The sequence below is a fragment of the Pelagibius sp. genome, assembly GCF_028289705.1.
In the GTDB taxonomy this organism is placed as follows: Bacteria; Pseudomonadota; Alphaproteobacteria; order Kiloniellales; family Kiloniellaceae; genus Pelagibius.
This window is the reverse complement of record NZ_JANQOI010000086.1, coordinates 67,800-84,577: the sequence shown is the minus strand read 5'-3', so window position 1 is coordinate 84,577 and position 16,778 is coordinate 67,800. Positions and strand designations below refer to the sequence as shown.

15 protein-coding genes and 1 tRNA gene are annotated in these 16,778 nt (G+C 66.2%); 12 read left to right on the top strand and 4 right to left on the bottom strand.

Annotation, left to right across the window (positions count from 1 at the left end; genetic code table 11):
- The 4 genes from Q0996_RS10685 to Q0996_RS10670 all read left to right on the top strand — a co-directional run.
- A partial coding sequence (locus Q0996_RS10685; RefSeq protein WP_299618848.1) for a tripartite tricarboxylate transporter substrate-binding protein occupies nucleotides 1–503 on the top strand: 503 nt, incomplete at its 5' end.
- Between the two features lie 89 nt (nucleotides 504–592).
- Entirely contained in the window at nucleotides 593–2,104 is a 1,512-nt protein-coding gene (locus Q0996_RS10680; protein ID WP_299618845.1) for a tripartite tricarboxylate transporter permease, read from the top strand.
- Complete coding sequence (locus Q0996_RS10675; protein WP_299618842.1) at nucleotides 2,091–2,567, top strand: tripartite tricarboxylate transporter TctB family protein; 477 nt, start codon at nucleotides 2,091–2,093, stop codon at nucleotides 2,565–2,567. Before Q0996_RS10680 ends, Q0996_RS10675 begins: the two co-directional genes overlap by 14 nt.
- Before the next feature lie 9 nt (nucleotides 2,568–2,576).
- Nucleotides 2,577–3,959: a phenylacetate--CoA ligase family protein gene (locus Q0996_RS10670; RefSeq protein WP_299618839.1), complete on the top strand. Its 1,383-nt coding sequence runs from the start codon at nucleotides 2,577–2,579 to the stop codon at nucleotides 3,957–3,959.
- 5 nt (nucleotides 3,960–3,964) lie between these two features.
- Here the strand turns inward: Q0996_RS10670 and Q0996_RS10665 are convergent, their stop codons facing one another.
- Nucleotides 3,965–4,876 carry a class I SAM-dependent methyltransferase gene (locus Q0996_RS10665; RefSeq protein ID WP_299618836.1) on the bottom strand — a complete coding sequence of 304 codons (912 nt, stop codon included), beginning with the start codon at nucleotides 4,874–4,876 and terminating at the stop codon, nucleotides 3,965–3,967.
- 14 nt (nucleotides 4,877–4,890) lie between these two features.
- A complete protein-coding gene (locus tag Q0996_RS10660) occupies nucleotides 4,891–6,696 on the bottom strand; it encodes an alpha/beta hydrolase (protein WP_299618833.1) in 1,806 nt (601 codons plus the stop codon).
- Nucleotides 6,697–6,901: 205 nt separating this feature from the next.
- Between Q0996_RS10660 and Q0996_RS10655 the strand changes: the two genes are divergently transcribed.
- The 7 genes from Q0996_RS10655 (at nucleotide 6,902) to Q0996_RS10625 (ending at nucleotide 14,427) form a co-directional block, all read left to right on the top strand.
- Nucleotides 6,902–7,735, top strand: a complete 834-nt coding sequence (locus Q0996_RS10655; RefSeq protein WP_299618830.1) for an OmpA family protein — start codon at nucleotides 6,902–6,904, stop codon at nucleotides 7,733–7,735.
- Nucleotides 7,736–7,864: 129 nt separating this feature from the next.
- Nucleotides 7,865–9,085, top strand: coding sequence for an LL-diaminopimelate aminotransferase (locus Q0996_RS10650; RefSeq protein WP_299618827.1), 1,221 nt, complete (start codon nucleotides 7,865–7,867; stop codon nucleotides 9,083–9,085).
- A complete protein-coding gene (locus tag Q0996_RS10645) occupies nucleotides 9,082–10,407 on the top strand; it encodes a homoserine dehydrogenase (RefSeq protein ID WP_299618823.1) in 1,326 nt (441 codons plus the stop codon). Before Q0996_RS10650 ends, Q0996_RS10645 begins: the two co-directional genes overlap by 4 nt.
- A 58-nt stretch (nucleotides 10,408–10,465) precedes the next feature.
- Nucleotides 10,466–11,434 carry a class II fructose-bisphosphatase gene (gene glpX, locus Q0996_RS10640; RefSeq protein ID WP_322096684.1) on the top strand — a complete coding sequence of 323 codons (969 nt, stop codon included), beginning with the start codon at nucleotides 10,466–10,468 and terminating at the stop codon, nucleotides 11,432–11,434.
- A 5-nt stretch (nucleotides 11,435–11,439) separates the two neighbouring features.
- Nucleotides 11,440–13,269 (top strand): single-stranded-DNA-specific exonuclease RecJ, encoded by a 1,830-nt coding sequence (recJ, locus tag Q0996_RS10635; protein ID WP_299618817.1) that lies wholly within the window; start codon nucleotides 11,440–11,442, stop codon nucleotides 13,267–13,269.
- 114 nt (nucleotides 13,270–13,383) lie between these two features.
- Nucleotides 13,384–14,262 (top strand): DUF1194 domain-containing protein, encoded by an 879-nt coding sequence (locus Q0996_RS10630; protein WP_299618814.1) that lies wholly within the window; start codon nucleotides 13,384–13,386, stop codon nucleotides 14,260–14,262.
- An 89-nt stretch (nucleotides 14,263–14,351) separates the two neighbouring features.
- Nucleotides 14,352–14,427 (top strand) — tRNA-Glu (locus Q0996_RS10625).
- 32 nt (nucleotides 14,428–14,459) lie between these two features.
- On the opposite strand, the gene Q0996_RS10620 is transcribed toward Q0996_RS10625, so the two are convergent.
- The gene (locus tag Q0996_RS10620) at nucleotides 14,460–15,149 is read right to left on the bottom strand and encodes a GNAT family N-acetyltransferase (protein WP_299618811.1); all 690 of its coding nucleotides are present in this window, start codon (nucleotides 15,147–15,149) and stop codon (nucleotides 14,460–14,462) included.
- A gap of 85 nt (nucleotides 15,150–15,234) precedes the next feature.
- On the bottom strand, nucleotides 15,235–15,495 hold the full coding sequence (locus tag Q0996_RS10615) for an RSP_7527 family protein (RefSeq protein ID WP_299618808.1): 261 nt from the start codon (nucleotides 15,493–15,495) through the stop codon (nucleotides 15,235–15,237).
- A gap of 366 nt (nucleotides 15,496–15,861) precedes the next feature.
- Here Q0996_RS10615 and Q0996_RS10610 point away from each other — a divergent pair, with 366 nt between their 5' ends.
- Nucleotides 15,862–16,776, top strand: a complete 915-nt coding sequence (locus Q0996_RS10610; protein ID WP_299618806.1) for a branched-chain amino acid ABC transporter permease LivH — start codon at nucleotides 15,862–15,864, stop codon at nucleotides 16,774–16,776.
- Nucleotides 16,777–16,778: the final 2 nt, after the last annotated feature.

Here is a 16,778-nt window from a genome sequence, read left to right as displayed (position 1 = left end):
AGGCCTTGGGCCTCGATATCAAGATCGTCGCCGGCTACAAGGGCACCAAGGAGGTCGCCTTGGCGGCCTTGCGGGGGGAGGTGGATGGCTTCGCCGTTTCCGACAGCTCGGCACGGCGCTACCTGAAGGACGACGGCCTGACCGCGTCGGTGATCCTGTCGCGCGAGCGTTCGAACCTGCTGCCCGACCTGCCGACGGTCTTCGAAGTGGTCTCCGTCGCCGAGGCGCAGGCCTGGTGGATCGACTATATCGATGCGCTGATGAGCCTGGGACGCGCGCTGGTCACAACGCCTGACGTTCCGGAGGATCGCCTGACCTTATTGCGCGAAGCAGTGCGTGATGTGCTGACCGACCCCAAGGTGATCGAGGAAGCCAACGCAAAACGGCGTCCGCTCAACTACGCCTCCGCCGATGCTGCGAAGCAGAGGATCGATACGGTTATCGGCAGCCTGAGCGAGGAGCAGTTGGCGAACGTCCGTCATGTCGCTCAGGAGAAGTACTAGGCGCTGCGATCATGCCACCGGGGCCTCTGCAAGCCGATCTGAGGACCGTTGACGCTCTGCCGCCGCTTCGCTGCTGACCGACGGCTCTCATGCTGGACTCCCTCGCTCAGGGCCTCGCCCTATTCATCGACGCAGAGGTGATGCTTCTTGCCCTGCTGGCCGTCGTGGTGGGGTTGGTGCTCGGTGTGTTGCCGGGCCTCGGTGGCCTGACGGCACTGGCGTTGCTGCTGCCATTCGTTTACGGCATGGAGCCCATGGTCGGGCTCGGCTTTCTGCTGGCAGCCCATGCGGTGGTCTATACCGGTGGCGCCCTGACCGCCGTCGCCCTTGGCATTCCCGGTGCCGCGCCCAACGCCGCGACGGTGATCGACGGTTATCCGATGACCCAGGCCGGACGTGGCGGCGATGCGCTTGGCGCCGCCTTTGCCGCATCGGGCCTGGGCGGTCTGGTCGGGGTCGCTGCCCTGATTGCCCTGCTGCCGTTCCTGCAGCCGATCGTTCTTCACGTCGGCTCTCCCGAAACCCTCATGTTCGCGGTTATGGGGATCATCTATGTCGGCGTCCTGGGGGAGCGCTCCATGACCCGCGGCCTCATCGCCGGGGGCCTCGGGGTGTTTCTCGCCCTCTTCGGCTATGATCGCATTGCCGGCGTTCCGCGGTTCTGGCTCGGCTTCGAATACCTCCTGGACGGGGTCCGGCTGGTCCCGCTGGTCCTCGGGCTCTTTGCCGTCCCGGAAATCGTCGCGCTGACCCTGGGCAGCCACAGGACGGCGGATCGGGAGGGCCGGGCCGTAGGCTTCGCCCAGATCCTGCGCGGCATGAAGGCCGTCGTGAAGCGGCGCTATCTTTTGATCCGCTCGTCCCTGATCGGCGTTTTCATCGGCATCGTCCCCGGCGTCGGCGGCGACACCGCCCCCTTCGTCGCCTATGCCTCCGCCAAGCAGACGGCGGAGCGGCCGGAGGATTTCGGCAAGGGCGCCATCGAGGGGGTCATCGCGCCGGAGAGCAGCAACAACGCCAAGGAAGGCGGCGCTCTGGTGACCACCCTGGCGCTGGGCATCCCCGGCAGCGCCGGGATGTCGGTGCTGCTGGGTGGCTTCCTGCTGCTCGGCCTGGAGCCGGGCCCGGATTTCCTCGTCGAGCACATGGACCTTGCCGTCGGCCTCGCCCTCATCCTGACCTTCGCCAACCTGGCCGCCGTGGCGATCATGGTCATCGCCTCGCCGCTGCTGGTCAGGATCGCCGACGTGCCGCCCCGCATCCTTGCGCCGGTCCTCTCGGTGCTCGTGGTGCTCGGGGCCTTTGCCTATCAGAACGAGCCCTTGGACGTGGTGGCCACCTTCGTCATCGGCCTCTTGGGCTGTGCGATGAAGACGCTCGGCTACAGCCGTCCGGCGTTGGTCCTTGGCTTTGTCATGGCGCCGTTGATCGAAACCTATCTGCATATTTCCCTGCAGCGCTACGGCCTGGAGTTTATCCTGCGCCCCGGTGCCCTGCTGCTCCTGGCGCTGATCCTCGCCGGGTTGTTCTGGGCCAGGGCCCGGCGGTATTTCCTCGGCCGCGCGGCACGAAACGGGCGAAACGGCAATGCGCAGATTTGAGGGTCTGTTTCTTCTCGCGCTGGGCGCCTTCCTGGTCGGTGTCTGCCTGATCGGCCTGCTGCACTACGATTACTCCGCCACCTTGATGCGCTTTCCCCTTCTGGCTGCCGGTATCACGCTGCTGTTGGTGGCCGTTCAGCTTGGTTTGCTCTGGTCGGGACGGGGAGGGGCCGCGGCCCCCGAACCGTCGGGCGCCGAGGTGTCGGACGCGGCGTCCCGGCCCGCGTCCTCGCGCCGTCGGGCTGTGACCGACGCGATCTGGATCTTCTCGGTGGTCCCGCTGGTCTTCCTGCTCGGCTATCCGGCGGGATTGGCGGTCTACCTGCTCTGCGTCCTGCGGCACTTCAGTATCTCCTGGGCGCTTTCTCTGGGGCTTGCCGGAGCGTCCTTCGCGCTGTCCTACGGGTTGTTCGTCAAGACCCTTGGTGTCTCCCTGCCTGTCCTGCCGGTCTGGTGGGGCTAGAACAGCGCGATGACGCCCCCCTTCTATGCTCCCCACTCAAACGTCGCATCGATCGCCTGGCCGGCGATCCCGGACGCGGATGCGAGACGGCGCCTCGCGGTTCTGAGGCAGGTCCAGGAGAACCAGTGGCACCCCCCGGAAGAGATCCGGCGCCGACAGTTTCTGCAGTTGGCCCAACTGCTCCGCCACGCGGCGAAGACGGTGCCCTTCTACCGGCGGCGGCTTGGCGAACTGGACCTTCAGGACGGAAAGACCCTGGAGCTGGAGGATTGGCAGCGCATTCCGCTGCTGACCCGGGAGGACATTCAATCTGCCGGCCGGGATCTCATCAGCAATGCAATCCCCGCGGAACACGGCAAGACCGGCAAGGCCTCCACCTCCGGGTCGACCGGCATGCCGGTGACGGTCGTCAGCAGCCAGGTGAACCGGTTTCTGTGGGAGGTGATGACCCTTCACGAACACCTCTTGCACGCCCGCGACCTCGAGGGGCGCATGGCGGTGATCCGCCGCATTCCGGACGGCACGGCCGCCTATCCCGACGGCTACAGCCAGCAGCACTGGAGTTCCACGATAGCGGCGGTCTATCCCAACGGACGCATCTATGCCCTGGAGATCGAGTCGAGCATCGCGCAACAGGCCGAGTGGTTGAGTCGGGTCGACCCCCACTATCTGCGCGGCTATCCGACCAATCTCTACGCGCTCGCCCGCTACTGCCGGCGCAACGCGATTGACCTGCCGAGCCTGAAGCAGTGTCTGACCTTCGGCGAGCTGTTGCTGCCCCACGTGCGGGAGGCCTGCCGCGAAGCCTGGGACATTGAGATTGCCGATTCCTACAGCTCCCAGGAGGTCGGCTATATCTCCCTGCAGGCGCCCGGCCAAGAACACCACCTGGTCCAGTCGGACCTGGTGTTGGTGGAGGTGATCGACTGTGACGGCAGCCCCTGCAAGGAGGGGGAAATGGGCCGGGTCGTCGTCACCTCTCTCCACAACCACGCCATGCCGATTCTCCGCTACGACATCGGGGACTATGCGGAGGTCGGCGGGCCCTGTCCCAGCGGGCGCGGACTTCCGGTGCTGACGCGCATCCTGGGGCGGGAAAGAAACATGCTGGTCGACCGGGACGGCAACGAGTATTGGCCGGCCTTCGGCGTCAAGTCGATCTCCAAGATCGCCCCGATCAAGCAGTTCCAGCTCGCTCAGACCAGTGTCGGCACGGTGGAGGCACGCCTGGTTCCCGAACGGCCGCTCAGCGATGCGGAGCAGGATCGGCTCCGCAGCCATCTGGAAAGCCGTCTGCCGGGAACCGTGGGTGTCGAGATCAAGCTACAAGAGAGCATAGGGCGCACCGCCGGCGGCAAGTACGAGGACTTCGTCAACGAAACGCTGCGCTGAGATCGCTAGCGGCGGCGTGCGATGATCCAGGCGTAGTCCCGCTTCGCCTTGGTCGGGGCACCGGTACCCTGGGGTTTGTCCCGGGCGATCTGCTCGCCGCTGCGCAGCTCCGTCACCTCGAATCCACCGTCCTCCAGGAGCTGCGTCAGCTGCTCCTGCGATGTCAGGATCGAGCCTTCCATGTTGCGCGCAAATGCCGTTGCCAGGGACTTCAGTTCGTCCGGCGCCGGCAGGGCCTCGGGATGCGGGCAGGAGTTGGCGGCCGCGGCGATGCGCCCGCCATAGGCCTCGATCTGTTCCGGCGTGAAGCGGTTCGTCGTCTCCCGGCTGCCCGGATAGAAGTTGTTGACCATAAGCAGCAGGCCGCCGGGCCTGAGCTGCCGGCGCCAGGTCTCGACTATTTCGCCATGACCCTCCCGGGGAACGCAGGACAGCAGCGAGTGGGCGCAGACGATGTCGTAGGGAAGCTTGCTGCGAAAGGCCGTGAGATCGCAGCGCACCGTGTTGACCGCATAGCCGAAGCTCTCCGCATACCAACGGCTCAGCTTGAGGGGCGTTTCGCAGCGGTCGACCAGCGTAACATCGGGCTGAATCCCTTCACGCTGGTAGGCGTCGAGGACGATGGCGAGCAATCCATAGTCCGCGGAGCCCGACAGGAAGATCCGCTCGAAGTCCCCGTTTCTGGCCAGCCGGCGCAAGGCCTCGACATAGAGCGCCGCGTGGCTGGTGAGGGTGGTGACGATTCCCAGCAGACGCAGCGTCTGCCAGGACCCGTGATACCAGTCGCATCGCTTTCCCTGGGCCGGGTCCTGCCAGCAAAACTGCTTCGACCAGTCGCGCGCCAAGGGCGCGGTTTCGGCCAGAATACGGTTCATGGCCGCGATGCCATCGGGGCCGGAAGACGGGACCGGCTTCATGGCGCCCGGCCGCCTCAGTCGTGGGCCTTCACCTTCACGTAGCTGCCCGGCGCGTCCTCCAGCACCTTAAGCTTGCCGTCGCCGGGCTTGCGGGCGGCCACCTTGGTGCCGCCGTGGCGGCCGACCCACTTCGCCCATTCCGGCCACCAGGACCCGCCGTGCTCCTCGGCCGAGTTGAACCAGTTGTCCGGCGACTTGAGGTTCTTGGCGTTGGTCCAGTAGCCGTACTTGTTGGCTTCGGGAGGATTGACCACGCCGGCAATGTGGCCCGAGCCGGCGAGGATGAACTTCACCGGTCCGCCGAGCAATTGGGTCGCGGCGTAGGTGGCCTTCCAGGGCGCGATGTGGTCTTCGCGGGTGGAGATCAGACAGGACGGCAGCTTGATCGTCGAAAGGTCGATGTCCACGTCCTTGAGCCGGATGCCGCCGGGTTCGATGAGGCGGTTTTCCTGGTACATGCGCCGCAGGTAGAAGCTGTGCATGGCCGCCGGCATGCGGGTGGAGTCCGAATTCCAATACAGCAGGTCGAAAGGGAAGGGGTCCTTGCCGAGGAGGTAGTTGTTGACCACGAACGACCAGATCAGGTCGTTAGCGCGCAGCATGTTGAAGGTGGTGGCCATGTCGCCGCCTTCGAGATAGCCCTTCTGGCTCATCTTCTCTTCGAGGGCGGCAAGCTGCACCTCGTCGATGAAGACGCCGAGTTCCCCCGCGTCCTCGAAGTCCATCATGGTGGTGAAGAAGGTTGCCGACTTGAAGCGCTGGTCTTTCTTCGCCGCCATGTAGGAGAGGGTACAGGCCAGCAGGGTGCCGCCGAGGCAGTAGCCGATGACATTGGCCTCGCTCTCGCCGGTGGCCTGCTTCATGGCGTCCAGGGCCGCCAGCGGCCCCTGCATCATGTAGTCTTCGAACGATTTCGCCGCCAGCTTCTCGTCTGGATTGACCCAGGAGATGACGAAGACGCTGTGTCCCTGTTCGACCGCCCAACGGATGAAGGAGTTCTTCGGGCGCAGATCGAGAATGTAGAACTTGTTGATCCAGGGCGGGATGATCAGCAGCGGCCGCTTGTGCACCTTTTCGGTGGTCGGCTCGTACTGCAGCAACTGCATCAGGTCGTTCTGGAAGACCACCTTGCCGGGGGTGACCGCGATGTTCTCGCCCAGCTCGAAGGCTTCGGTGTCCGTCATCCTGATCTTCAGCCGGCCCTTGCCGCGCTCCAGATCCTCCAGCAGGTTCTCCAGGCCGTTGACCAGGTTTTCGCCACCGGACTCAAGTGTCTCGCGGAGCACCTCCGGGTTGGTCATGAGGAAGTTGGAGGGTGCCATGGCGTCGACGAACTGGCGGGTGTAGAAGTCGACCTTCTGCGCCGTCTTGTCGTCCAGCCCTTCCACGTCCTTGACCGTCGACTGCATCCAGCGCGCCGTCAGCAGGTAGGATTGCTTGACGAAGTCGAAGAGTTCGTTCTCGTCCCACTCCGGATGCTTGAAGCGGCGGTCGCCACGCTCCGGCTCGGCCACCGGGTCCGTTTCCTGGCCCATCATGCGCTGGGCCGTGGTTTGCCAGAGCCGCATATAGTCCTGCCAGAGCGTCATCTGGGCCTGCACCAGCTTGGCCGGATCGGCCATCATCCGGCTGGTCATTTCCATGAACGCGGCGCCGATGTTCATGGGGTCGAAGGCCGCCGTACCGCCGTTGCCCTCCTGATGCTGCCGCTCCAGGAAGTCGCTGACGAGCTTCTGGCTGCGTTCGGCGATTCCGGCCATCGACTTCGAGATTTCGACGGGATCGGGCAGTTTGATTTCCGGGGGCTGTTGCTCCGCCATTGCGGCTTCCTTATCCTGCTTGGAGGGGCGCCGTCGGCCGGTCTGGGACCTTCCCGAACCGGGGCGCAGAGGTCGTTAAAATGATCCGCAAAGTAATAGGGGGGTACGGTTGTTTCAATAGCGGAGACACAGCCGGCAATTTAGGGGAAAGCCGGCGGTTTCCTTGACGCGACCGGGCTTTGCGGCCTTACAAGGACGAGGAGCGATGGCAGAGTTTCAGGAGACCGCGGCGTCCGCCGGGACGCCGGGCGCAAGCGTGGTCGGCAGGGTCTCGGGGCACGGCCGGCACCGCGAAAACAGCCGCATGGCCGGCGTCGTCGGGGGATTTTTGGCGCTTCTGTTCCTTGCGGGGTGCACGATGGCCCACAATTCGGCCGTCCCACCGCAAGAATCGGCTGCCCTGCAACCACAAGGGGAGCTAACCGAGGGCGCTCAGGACGAATTTCCTAAGCTTTCGGAGGGGTCGGACGCACCGTTGACCCCCACCACGCCAGAGGTGCGTGAGCAAGTCAAAGCAACGCTGACGATCGACGGGAACAAAGCCCTCTTTACCGAGGTCGACCCGCTGGTGACGACGGCATCGGCCGATCTCGATCCCTTTGCCGCCAGCACGATCATCTCTTCGGACTCGGTATCGCGAAGCACCCAGGTCGCCGCCCTTGAGACGGCGGCGGGCCCCGAGCCGGGCCAGCTCGCGGCGATCATCTTTTTCGGCCACGGATCGGTCGAACTGGATGAGAACGATCTTGTGGTCTTGAGCGATCTTGTCACCCTGCACAGCCAGCAGGGCGGACGCCTGCACGTCGTCGGACATGCCAGCAGCCGCACCCGGAACACAACGTTGGACCAGCATCAGGTGGCCAATTTCGAAATGTCCCTCAAGCGTGCCAACACGGTCTCGGCGGAGCTTCTGCGCCTGGGCGTTGCCCCGGAGGCTCTCTCGACCGAGGCCAAGGCCGACGCCGAACCGGTCTATCACGAGTTCATGCCGTCGGGCGAAGCGGGCAACCGGAGGGTCGAAATCTTCCTGGCAAATTAGCAGCCTCCGCTATACAAAAAACGCCGGACACCGCCGATGGACAGCAGGCTGGCACCCAGGACGCGCCACCGGCAAGCTGCCGCATCGTCAGGCCGTTGCCCGGTCTCACTTGTCTTCCCTTGAAGGGCCATGTCTCAGGATTTCCACCGCATAAAGCGCCTTCCGCCTTATGTCTTCGCAGAGGTCAACGCCCTCAAGTCGAAGGCGCGCGCGGCGGGGGAGGACATTATCGATTTCGGCATGGGCAATCCCGACCAGCCGCCGCCGAAGCATGTGATCGACAAGCTGGTGGACACCCTGTCGGACCCGCGGGTGCACCGCTACTCCACCTCGCGCGGCATTCCCGGCCTGCGCCGTGGCCTCTGCCGCTACTATGGCGAACGCTTCAACGTCGACCTGGACCCGGAGCGCGAAGTGATCGCCACCCTGGGCTCCAAAGAGGGTCTGGCCAATCTGGCCCAGGCCATCACCAGCCCCGGCGATATCATTCTGGCCCCCAATCCCAGCTATCCCATCCACGCCTTCGGCTTCATCATCGCCGGTGCCGCCATCCGCAGCATGCCCATGGCACCGGGCTTCGACTTCATGGAACAGTTGGAACGGGCGGTGCGCCATTCGGTGCCCAAGCCTTCGGCCCTGGTGCTCAACTACCCTTCGAACCCGACGGCCGAAGTGGTCGACCTGGACTTCTACGCCGCCGTCGTCGACTTCTGCCGCGAGAACCACATCTACGTGATCTCCGACCTCGCCTACGCCGAGGTCTACTTCAACGACGAGCCGCCGCCCTCGATCCTGCAGGTCCCCGGTGCGAAGGAAATCGCCGTCGAGTTCACCTCCCTCAGCAAGACCTATTCCATGCCCGGTTGGCGCATGGGATTCTGCGCCGGCAATCCGGATCTGGTGGCCGCCCTTGCCCGGGTGAAGTCCTATCTCGACTACGGCGCTTTCACGCCGATCCAGGTGGCCGCAACGGCGGCCCTCAACGGTCCGCAGGACTGCGTCGAGGAGATGCGTCAGCGCTATCGCTCGCGCCGCGATGTCCTGGTGTCCGGCTTGACGGCCGCGGGCTGGCCGATCCCCAGCCCGCCGGCGACCATGTTCTGCTGGGCGCCCCTGCCGCAGGCCTTGCGCGAGATGGGCTCCTTGGAGTTCTCGAAGATGCTGCTGGAAGAGGCCCAGGTCGCCGTGGCGCCGGGCATCGGCTTCGGCGAGTACGGGGAGGGTTACGTGCGCCTTGGCCTGGTGGAGAACGAGCAGCGGACCCGCCAGGCCGTGCGCAACATCAAGGCGTTCCTGCGGGACTCGGGCATCGGGCCCACGGACGCAAAGGTTCGGAATATCGCTTCTTGACCAAAGCCCTTCGCATAGCGGTGGCCGGCCTGGGAACGGTCGGCGGAGGAACCCTGCGTCTGCTTGACCGGAATGCGGAAGCCATTGCGGCACGCTCGGGGCGCGCCCTGCAGGTAACCGCGGTCTGCGCGCGTGAGCGTGGCCGGGACCGTGGGCTCGACCTCTCCGGATACCAATGGTTCGACGACCCTGTGGCGCTGGCCGAACAGGCCGACGCCGACGTCGTCGTGGAACTCATCGGCGGCTCCGAAGGGCCGGCCAAGGCAAGCGTCGAGGCGGCCCTGGCGGCCGGGCGTTCGGTGGTCACTGCCAACAAGGCCCTCCTGGCCCATCACGGCACGGCCCTGGCCGGCCGGGCAGAGGCGGCAGGCTGCACCATCGGCTACGAGGCCGCGGTGGCCGGCGGCATTCCCATCATCAAGGGCCTGCGCGAGGGGCTGGCGGGCAATCGGATCAGCCGCGTCTACGGCATCCTGAACGGCACCTGCAACTATATCCTCAGCCAGATGTCGGCGGCCGGGGTCGCCGGCGGCAATCCCCGGGAGCGCCTGGACTTCGACACCGTGCTGGCCGAGGCGCAACGCCTCGGCTATGCCGAAGCCGACCCCAGCTTTGACATCGATGGTGTGGATTCCGCCCACAAGCTGGCGATCCTGACCGCCCTGGCCTTCGGCTGCGAGGTCGATTTCGACTCCGTCTATGTCGAGGGCATCCGCAACGTCTCCGCCCTCGATGTCGCCTACGCCGAAGAGCTGGGCTACTGCATCAAGCTGCTGGGTGTCGCCCAGCTTGTGAATGGTGCGGTCGAGCAGCGGGTTCATCCCTGCATGGTGCGCAAGAGCCAGCCAATTGCCTCGGTCGAGGGGGTCTTCAACGCCGTCGTTGCCGACGGCGACTTCGTCGATACAACGATGTACGAGGGGCGCGGCGCCGGGGCCGGACCCACCGCTTCGGCAGTGGTGGCGGATCTCATCGACATTGCGCGCGGCACGACCCCGCCGGTCTTCGGCATTGCCGCCGGCAAGCTGCGCCAGCTTCCGACCCTGCCCATGGAGCGGCATAGCTGTGCCTACTATCTGCGCTTGCTGGTCCTCGACAAGCCGGGTGTGATTGCCGACATTTCCGCTGTGCTGCGCGATGCCGACATCTCGATGGAGTCCATGCTGCAACGCGGCCGCGCCGAAGGCGAGGGCGAGCCCGTGCCGGTGATTATCATGACCCATGAGACCAGCGAGGCCGCGATGCAGGGGGCCCTGGCCAAGATTGCCGAGCTCGAGGCGACTCTGGAGCCGCCGCGGCTGATCCGCATCGTCGATTTTTGACGCGACCGGGAGGAAAGAGGGACCGATGCCGACAAGCAATGCCCCCACCAGCAGTTCCATGGACCGAAACCTTGCCCTTGAGACCGTGCGCGTGACGGAGGCGGCCGCCCTGGCGGCCTCGCGGCTGATGGGCCGGGGCGACGAGAAGGCGGCGGACCAGGCGGCGGTCAACGCCATGCGCCAGTCGCTGAACGGCCTGGGGATCGACGGTACCGTGGTGATCGGGGAGGGCGAGCGCGACGAGGCGCCGATGCTCTACATCGGGGAGAAGGTCGGCAGCGGCGGACCCGCCATCGACATCGCCCTCGATCCGCTGGAAGGGACCACCATTACTGCCAAGGGCGGTCACAATGCCTTGGCCGTCATCGCCATGGCCGAGGCCGGTAACTTCCTCAACGCACCGGACACCTACATGGACAAGATCGCCGTCGGCGGCGGTCTGCCCGACGACCTGGTGGACCTGGACGAGACACCTGCGGCGAACCTGGCCAACCTCGCCAAGGCGAAGAAGGTGGAGGTCTCCGATCTCGTCGCCTGCATTCTCGACCGGCCGCGCCACAGCGAAGTGATCGCCAAGGTCCGCGAGGCCGGCGCGCGCATCATGCTGATCGGCGACGGCGATGTCTCCGGCGTCATGGCCACCAGCCGCTCCGACAGCGGCGTCGATATCTATATGGGTGTGGGCGGTGCGCCGGAAGGAGTGCTGGCGGCGGCGGCCCTGCGCTGCATCGGCGGTCAGTTCCAGGGGCGCCTCGTGTTCCGCAACGATGAGGAACGGCGCCGCGCCGACCGTTGGGGAATTACCGACTACGACCGCAAGTACAGCCTTCACGAACTGGCCGCGGGCGACGTCATGTTCGCCGCCACCGGCGTCACCGACGGATCGATGCTGAAGGGCGTGCGCCGCTTTCACGGCGGTGCCACCACCCACTCGGTGGTCATGCGCTCCAAGTCCGGGACGGTGCGCCTGGTGGAGGCCCAGCACAACTTCCAGCGCAAGACCTGGTACGACGAGCTGGGCGTCTAGCCGCCATGGTGGCGGCGGCTCCGCCATCCCGGCAGCAAGCCCCCCCGGCCGGTGGCGCTGGGCGCGCCACCTTTCTGGGGGTCGAGCGTTCGCTGACCGGCAAGCGCTGGGAGGAACGCCTGGGTGACGTCCGCCAGGCCATGGCCCTTTCGCAGCAGTTGGGCTTGCCGGAGATTGTCGGGCGCGTGCTGGCCGCCCGCGGGGTGGCTCCGGAGGAGGCGGAACGCTTCCTGAACCCGACCTTGCGCGACTATCTGCCCGACCCCTCGGGTTTCGCCGACATGGACCGGGCCGCCCAGCGGCTTCTGCAGGCGGCCGAGCAGGGCGAGAAGATCGCCGTTTTCGGCGACTACGACGTCGATGGCGCGACCTCTGCGGCCCTGCTGTGGCGCTTCTTCGACGCCCTGGGGATCGCTCTCGAGATCTACATTCCGGACCGCATGGCCGAAGGCTACGGGCCCAATCTTCCGGCGCTGAAACGGCTGAAGGCGGCGGGAACCGATCTGGTCATCACCGTGGATTGCGGGATCACCGCCTTCGAGGTTCTGGCCGGCGCCCAGGCGGCGGGTCTGGAGGTCATCGTCATCGACCACCATGCCGCCGAGCCGCGGCTGCCGGACGCCGCCGCCGTGGTCAATCCCAACCGCCTGGACGACCACAGCGGCCAGGGCCAGATGGCGGCGGTGGGCGTGGCTTTCATGCTGGTGGTGGCGCTCAACCGCGCTTTCAGGGAGGCCGGCTGGTACGCGCGCCAGGGCTGCCGCGAGCCCGACCTGCGCCAGTGGCTCGACCTTGTGGCCCTGGGGACGGTCTGCGATGTGGTGCCGCTGACCGGCGTCAATCGCGCCCTCGTCGGTCAGGGTCTGAAGGTCATGGCGGCGCGGTGCAATGCGGGCCTCGCGGCGCTCTGCGACGTGGCGCGCATCGGCGAGCCGCCGGGCACCTATCATGCCGGCTACCTCCTGGGGCCGCGGGTGAACGCTGGCGGCCGCGTGGGGGAAGCGCCGCTGGGCGCGCGCCTGCTGTGTTCCGACGATCCCGCGGAAGCCGCTGCCATCGCCACCAGCCTCGATGCCTACAACACGGAGCGGCGGGAGATCGAGGCCCAAGTCCTCGATCAGGCGATCCTGCAGATCGAAGAGCAGGGGGCGGGGCAGGGCCTCGCGGTGGCCGCCTCCGAGGGCTGGCATGCCGGCGTCATCGGCATCGTCGCCAGCCGTCTGAAGGAGCGCTACAACCGTCCGGCACTGGTGGTTGCCCTGGAGGGCGCACTGGGCAAGGGCTCCGCCCGTTCGGTGCCGGGCGTCGACCTCGGCGCGGCGGTGATCGCCGCCCGCCAGGAAGGCCTGCTGGTCAACGGCGGCGGGCATCCCATGGCGGCGGGCCTGACGGTAGAGGCGGACCGGCTGGCGGCCCTGGTGGCCTTCCTCGACGACCGCCTGAGCCGCCGCCTGGCGGAGATCGCCTACCAGCCCGCCCTGGGCATCGACGGCGCGCTGCATCCCAAGGGAGCCACCCTGGAGTTGCTGGCGGCGCTGGAGCGCTGCGGGCCCTTCGGTGTGGGCAACGCGCAGCCGCGCTTCGCCCTGCCGGCGGTCAAGGTGGCCCAGGCCTCGGTGGTCGGCGAGAACCATGTGCGCTGCTTTCTCTCCGGTGCGGAGGGCGGACGGCTCAAAGCCATCGCCTTTCGCGCGCTGGACAGCGATCTGGGCGCGGCACTGTTGCAGACCGCAGGCCTGCCGCTGCATCTGGCCGGGCGGCTGCAGATCGACCGCTGGGGCGGTGTCGACTCGGTCCAGTTCATCGTCGAGGATGCAGCACCGGTCCGGACCTAAGACTTTTTCGTGACTTAGAGGAAACCTCAGGTTCCGGCCGGCGGGCGGTTCAAATTCTGGTCAGCGGTCCTATTCTCCGCGACAGAGGGCGGCTTCGCCGGGTAAGCTTGCCCCATGGCTTTGATCCGACACAGCGCTCGCGTCGCCGTGCTGGCCGGAACTGCGGTCCTTGCCGGCTGTCTGGCGGTGCTTTCCGGCTCTGCCCAGGCCGGGGAAGGAACCGACCGCATGGCCGGCAGCCTCGCCCAGGTCACCGGGGCCGGACAGTTGGTCGATCTGGAACTGGTGCTGGCGGTCGATGCATCGTCGTCGGTGTCCGCCGAGGAGTTCGACCTGCAGATGCGCGGCTTTGCCGATGCCTTCCGCGACCCGGCAGTGGCGGCAGCGATTCGCGCGACAGGCGACCTCGGCATCGCCATTGCCATGATCCAATGGTCCGATAACCGCCGCCAGCACGTGGCCATCGACTGGACCCACCTTACGACCGCGGATACGACAGCGGACTTTGCCTCGACGATCGACCGCACGCCGCGCTTCCTCGATGGCGGGGGAACCGCCATCGGCGGCGCCATCGAGTTTGCCTCCCGCGCCATTGCGCGCAACGCCTTCCAGGGGGTTCGCAAGGTCATCGACATCTCCGGCGACGGGCGCGCCAACCAGGGCGCCCAGCCGTCCAAGCTGCGCGACCTGGCGGTGGCGCAAGGCATCACCATCAACGGCCTGGCGATCCTCAACGAGGACTCCTCGGTGGACGGCTACTATCGGACCTCGGTGATCGGGGGAACCGGGGCTTTCGTGATGACGGCCAACAACTACGAAGACTTCGCGGCGGCGATGCTGGAGAAGCTGATTAAGGAGATCGGCTCGGTGCCGGTCGCCGACCGCCCGGCGCCGGAGCCGGCCCCCGGCAAGCGCCCGCAGCTCGCCCAGGCCTGGACCCAGCCGGCCGGTGGCCCTGCGGCCCAGGGCGGGGGCCTCGGCCCCGGATATTAGGCCTTTCTGATCGGCGTCGGATAATCGCCCAGCGGGCGCCCGGACAGGCTTGCATTCCCCCCGGCGAGCGGCTACATCCTCTGCCCGACGACCCCATCGTCTAGAGGCCTAGGACACCGGCCTTTCACGCCGGCAACACGGGTTCGAATCCCGTTGGGGTCGCCATTTTCATTTTTGCTCCCATCGTTCTCAACGGTTTAGGCCGGGAATTGTCTCCGCGGTTTTCCGCCTGCGCCTCTACTGCGCCATGCAGCCGGGCGAGGGCGTGTCGATGCTGTGGTCGCAGGCTGGCGGCCTGATCCCCGTTTGGGGTCCGCCCGGTTCGCCGGCTCCCGTTGTCCGCTGCGCCGTCTCTTGGGCGGTTCCAGGACGCACTGCAGAATGGCCCGGTTGTCGTTGAACAGTTCCATCATCACCGACAGCGGGGTCGGCTGGGCCGGGCGAATGCGGGCCTCCAGCTCTCCTTCGACGGCCGTAAGCTGACCGGCGAACTTGCGGGCGATCCGCTGGATCGGCCGGTTCTCCGGCAGGCACAGCAGGTAGACCGTCTGAAAGCCGCGGTTGCGCGCAATGAGCAGGGCCTCGGCGACCAGCCGGGTGCCGAGGCCGCGGTTCTGGTAGTGCTTCTCCACGGAGACCGAGAGCTCGGCCTTCATGGCCCACCAGGGATCGCAGCGGGTCAGTTCGACGATCCCGCAGAGGCGCGTGCCGCTGAAGGCCCCGATGGCCCAGGTCTTTCCCCAGTCCATGGCCTTCACGTAGGCCGCGATGGCGGGCGCGCTGGTCGCGTATCCGAAGCGCAGGCGCCGGTCTTCTGCGGAGAGCCGCAGAAGATGACGCTCTAGGCTTTTGGATTCGCGCGCCATCAGTTTGCGAACCACAAGCATGGTCGTTCCAGTCCCCGAGGCAATGCCGCCCGCTCAGGCGGGTGGCCGGGTTCCGGCTATGGTGATGTCTTGCCGGGCGAAGGGCTCAGGCGTGCAGCGGCCGATTTCCGGCGGCCGGCGCTGGTCCGGCGCTGCTCTCCGCCGCCTTCGGTGCCGAGGGACGCCGGGAGAAAAGCGACTTGAAGAAGGCACGGATGGCCGCGGCCCGCATGCGCTGGGCCTCAGCGATGTAGCGGTCCACTTGGGCGGGGTCGATTGTGAATTCGATTCTGCCGTCGCCGTCGTCGGCGGCGCCGAGAGGGCGCGAATTCGATGTCAGGTCTTGGTCTTGGCTTTGGTGCTTCACGTCGAAACTCCCTTCCTGTGGCGTTTCTTCCGAGCACCTCCCTATACGGCACCTTATGTTGCGGTGCACAACAAGGAATCTACGCCGATTTCAGTGGATTGCAACTGGAATGCGGCGCCGCAACATAGCCATGCGGAGAACGCATGGCCTGCTGCCGAGGGCTTGCGCAAGGGGCCCTGAGAGACCTTCGGGGGCGGGACGGGGATAGCGTTTGACCCTTGCCGGAATTGTCGTAAGGTTCGCGGCAGAAAAGAAAACAGGGGGCTGGGAAGGCGGCGGCACGGCGTCTGCTGGGTGCAGGCGCTGCGCCTGAACGAACCAACGAAAAGCAAGGGCAAGGCATAAGCCCCAGAGCACGGGGGACGCGTGGAGTATTTTGTTCAGCAGTTGATTAACGGTGTCACCCTGGGGGCGATCTACGGCCTCATCGCCATTGGCTACACCATGGTCTATGGCATCATCGGGATGATCAATTTCGCCCACGGCGACATTTTCATGATCGGTGCCTTTGTCGGCCTGATCGCCTTTCTCATTCTGGGCCTTGCCGGGATCACCTGGGTCCCGCTGGCGCTCATCATCGTCCTCATCGTCGCCATGCTCCTCACCTCCGTCTACGGCTGGACGGTGGAACGCTTGGCCTATCGACCATTGCGCGGATCCCATCGGCTGGCGCCGCTGATTTCCGCGATCGGGATGTCAATCTTCCTGCAGAATTACGTGCAGATCTTGCAGGGCGCCCGGGTGCGGCCGATGCCGCCGGTGATCCAGGGCGGGATCACACTGATGGAAACCGACGCCTTCGTCGTTCAGCTCAGCTATGTGCAGATCCTGATCGTGCTTGTGACTGTCGCTTTGATGGCGACCTTCGCCATGATCATCGCACGCACGCCGCTGGGCCGCGCGCAGCGCGCCTGTGAGCAGGACCGCACCATGGCCGGGCTGCTCGGTATCAACGTCGACCGGACCATTTCCCTGACCTTCGTGACCGGCGCCGCCCTGGCCGCGGTCGCCGGCATCCTGTTCCTGGTCTACTACGGCGTCATCGACTTCTACATCGGCTTCCTGGCCGGCATTAAAGCCTTCACCGCGGCGGTCCTCGGGGGCATCGGCTCATTGCCCGGCGCCATGCTGGGCGGTCTGCTGATCGGCCTCATCGAGACCTTCTGGTCGGCCTACTTCACCATCGAATACAAGGACGTGGCGGCCTTCTCCATCCTTGTGCTGGTGCTGATCTTCCGTCCCACCGGTCTGCTGGGGCGGCCGGAAGTGGAGAAGGTCTGAGC

What these genes read in the sequence shown, in the direction of transcription:
- Q0996_RS10680 (WP_299618845.1), top strand. Translation starts at nt 593, where the DNA reads ATGCTGGACTCCCTCGCTCAGGGCCTCGCCCTATTCATCGACGCAGAG.
- Q0996_RS10675 (WP_299618842.1), top strand. Translation starts at nt 2,091, where the DNA reads ATGCGCAGATTTGAGGGTCTGTTTCTTCTCGCGCTGGGCGCCTTCCTG.
- Q0996_RS10670 (WP_299618839.1), top strand. Translation starts at nt 2,577, where the DNA reads ATGACGCCCCCCTTCTATGCTCCCCACTCAAACGTCGCATCGATCGCC.
- Q0996_RS10665 (WP_299618836.1), bottom strand. Translation starts at nt 4,876, where the DNA reads ATGAAGCCGGTCCCGTCTTCCGGCCCCGATGGCATCGCGGCCATGAAC.
- Q0996_RS10660 (WP_299618833.1), bottom strand. Translation starts at nt 6,696, where the DNA reads ATGGCGGAGCAACAGCCCCCGGAAATCAAACTGCCCGATCCCGTCGAA.
- Q0996_RS10655 (WP_299618830.1), top strand. Translation starts at nt 6,902, where the DNA reads ATGGCAGAGTTTCAGGAGACCGCGGCGTCCGCCGGGACGCCGGGCGCA.
- Q0996_RS10650 (WP_299618827.1), top strand. Translation starts at nt 7,865, where the DNA reads ATGTCTCAGGATTTCCACCGCATAAAGCGCCTTCCGCCTTATGTCTTC.
- glpX (WP_322096684.1), top strand. Translation starts at nt 10,466, where the DNA reads ATGGACCGAAACCTTGCCCTTGAGACCGTGCGCGTGACGGAGGCGGCC.
- recJ (WP_299618817.1), top strand. Translation starts at nt 11,440, where the DNA reads ATGGTGGCGGCGGCTCCGCCATCCCGGCAGCAAGCCCCCCCGGCCGGT.
- Q0996_RS10630 (WP_299618814.1), top strand. Translation starts at nt 13,384, where the DNA reads ATGGCTTTGATCCGACACAGCGCTCGCGTCGCCGTGCTGGCCGGAACT.
- Q0996_RS10620 (WP_299618811.1), bottom strand. Translation starts at nt 15,149, where the DNA reads ATGCTTGTGGTTCGCAAACTGATGGCGCGCGAATCCAAAAGCCTAGAG.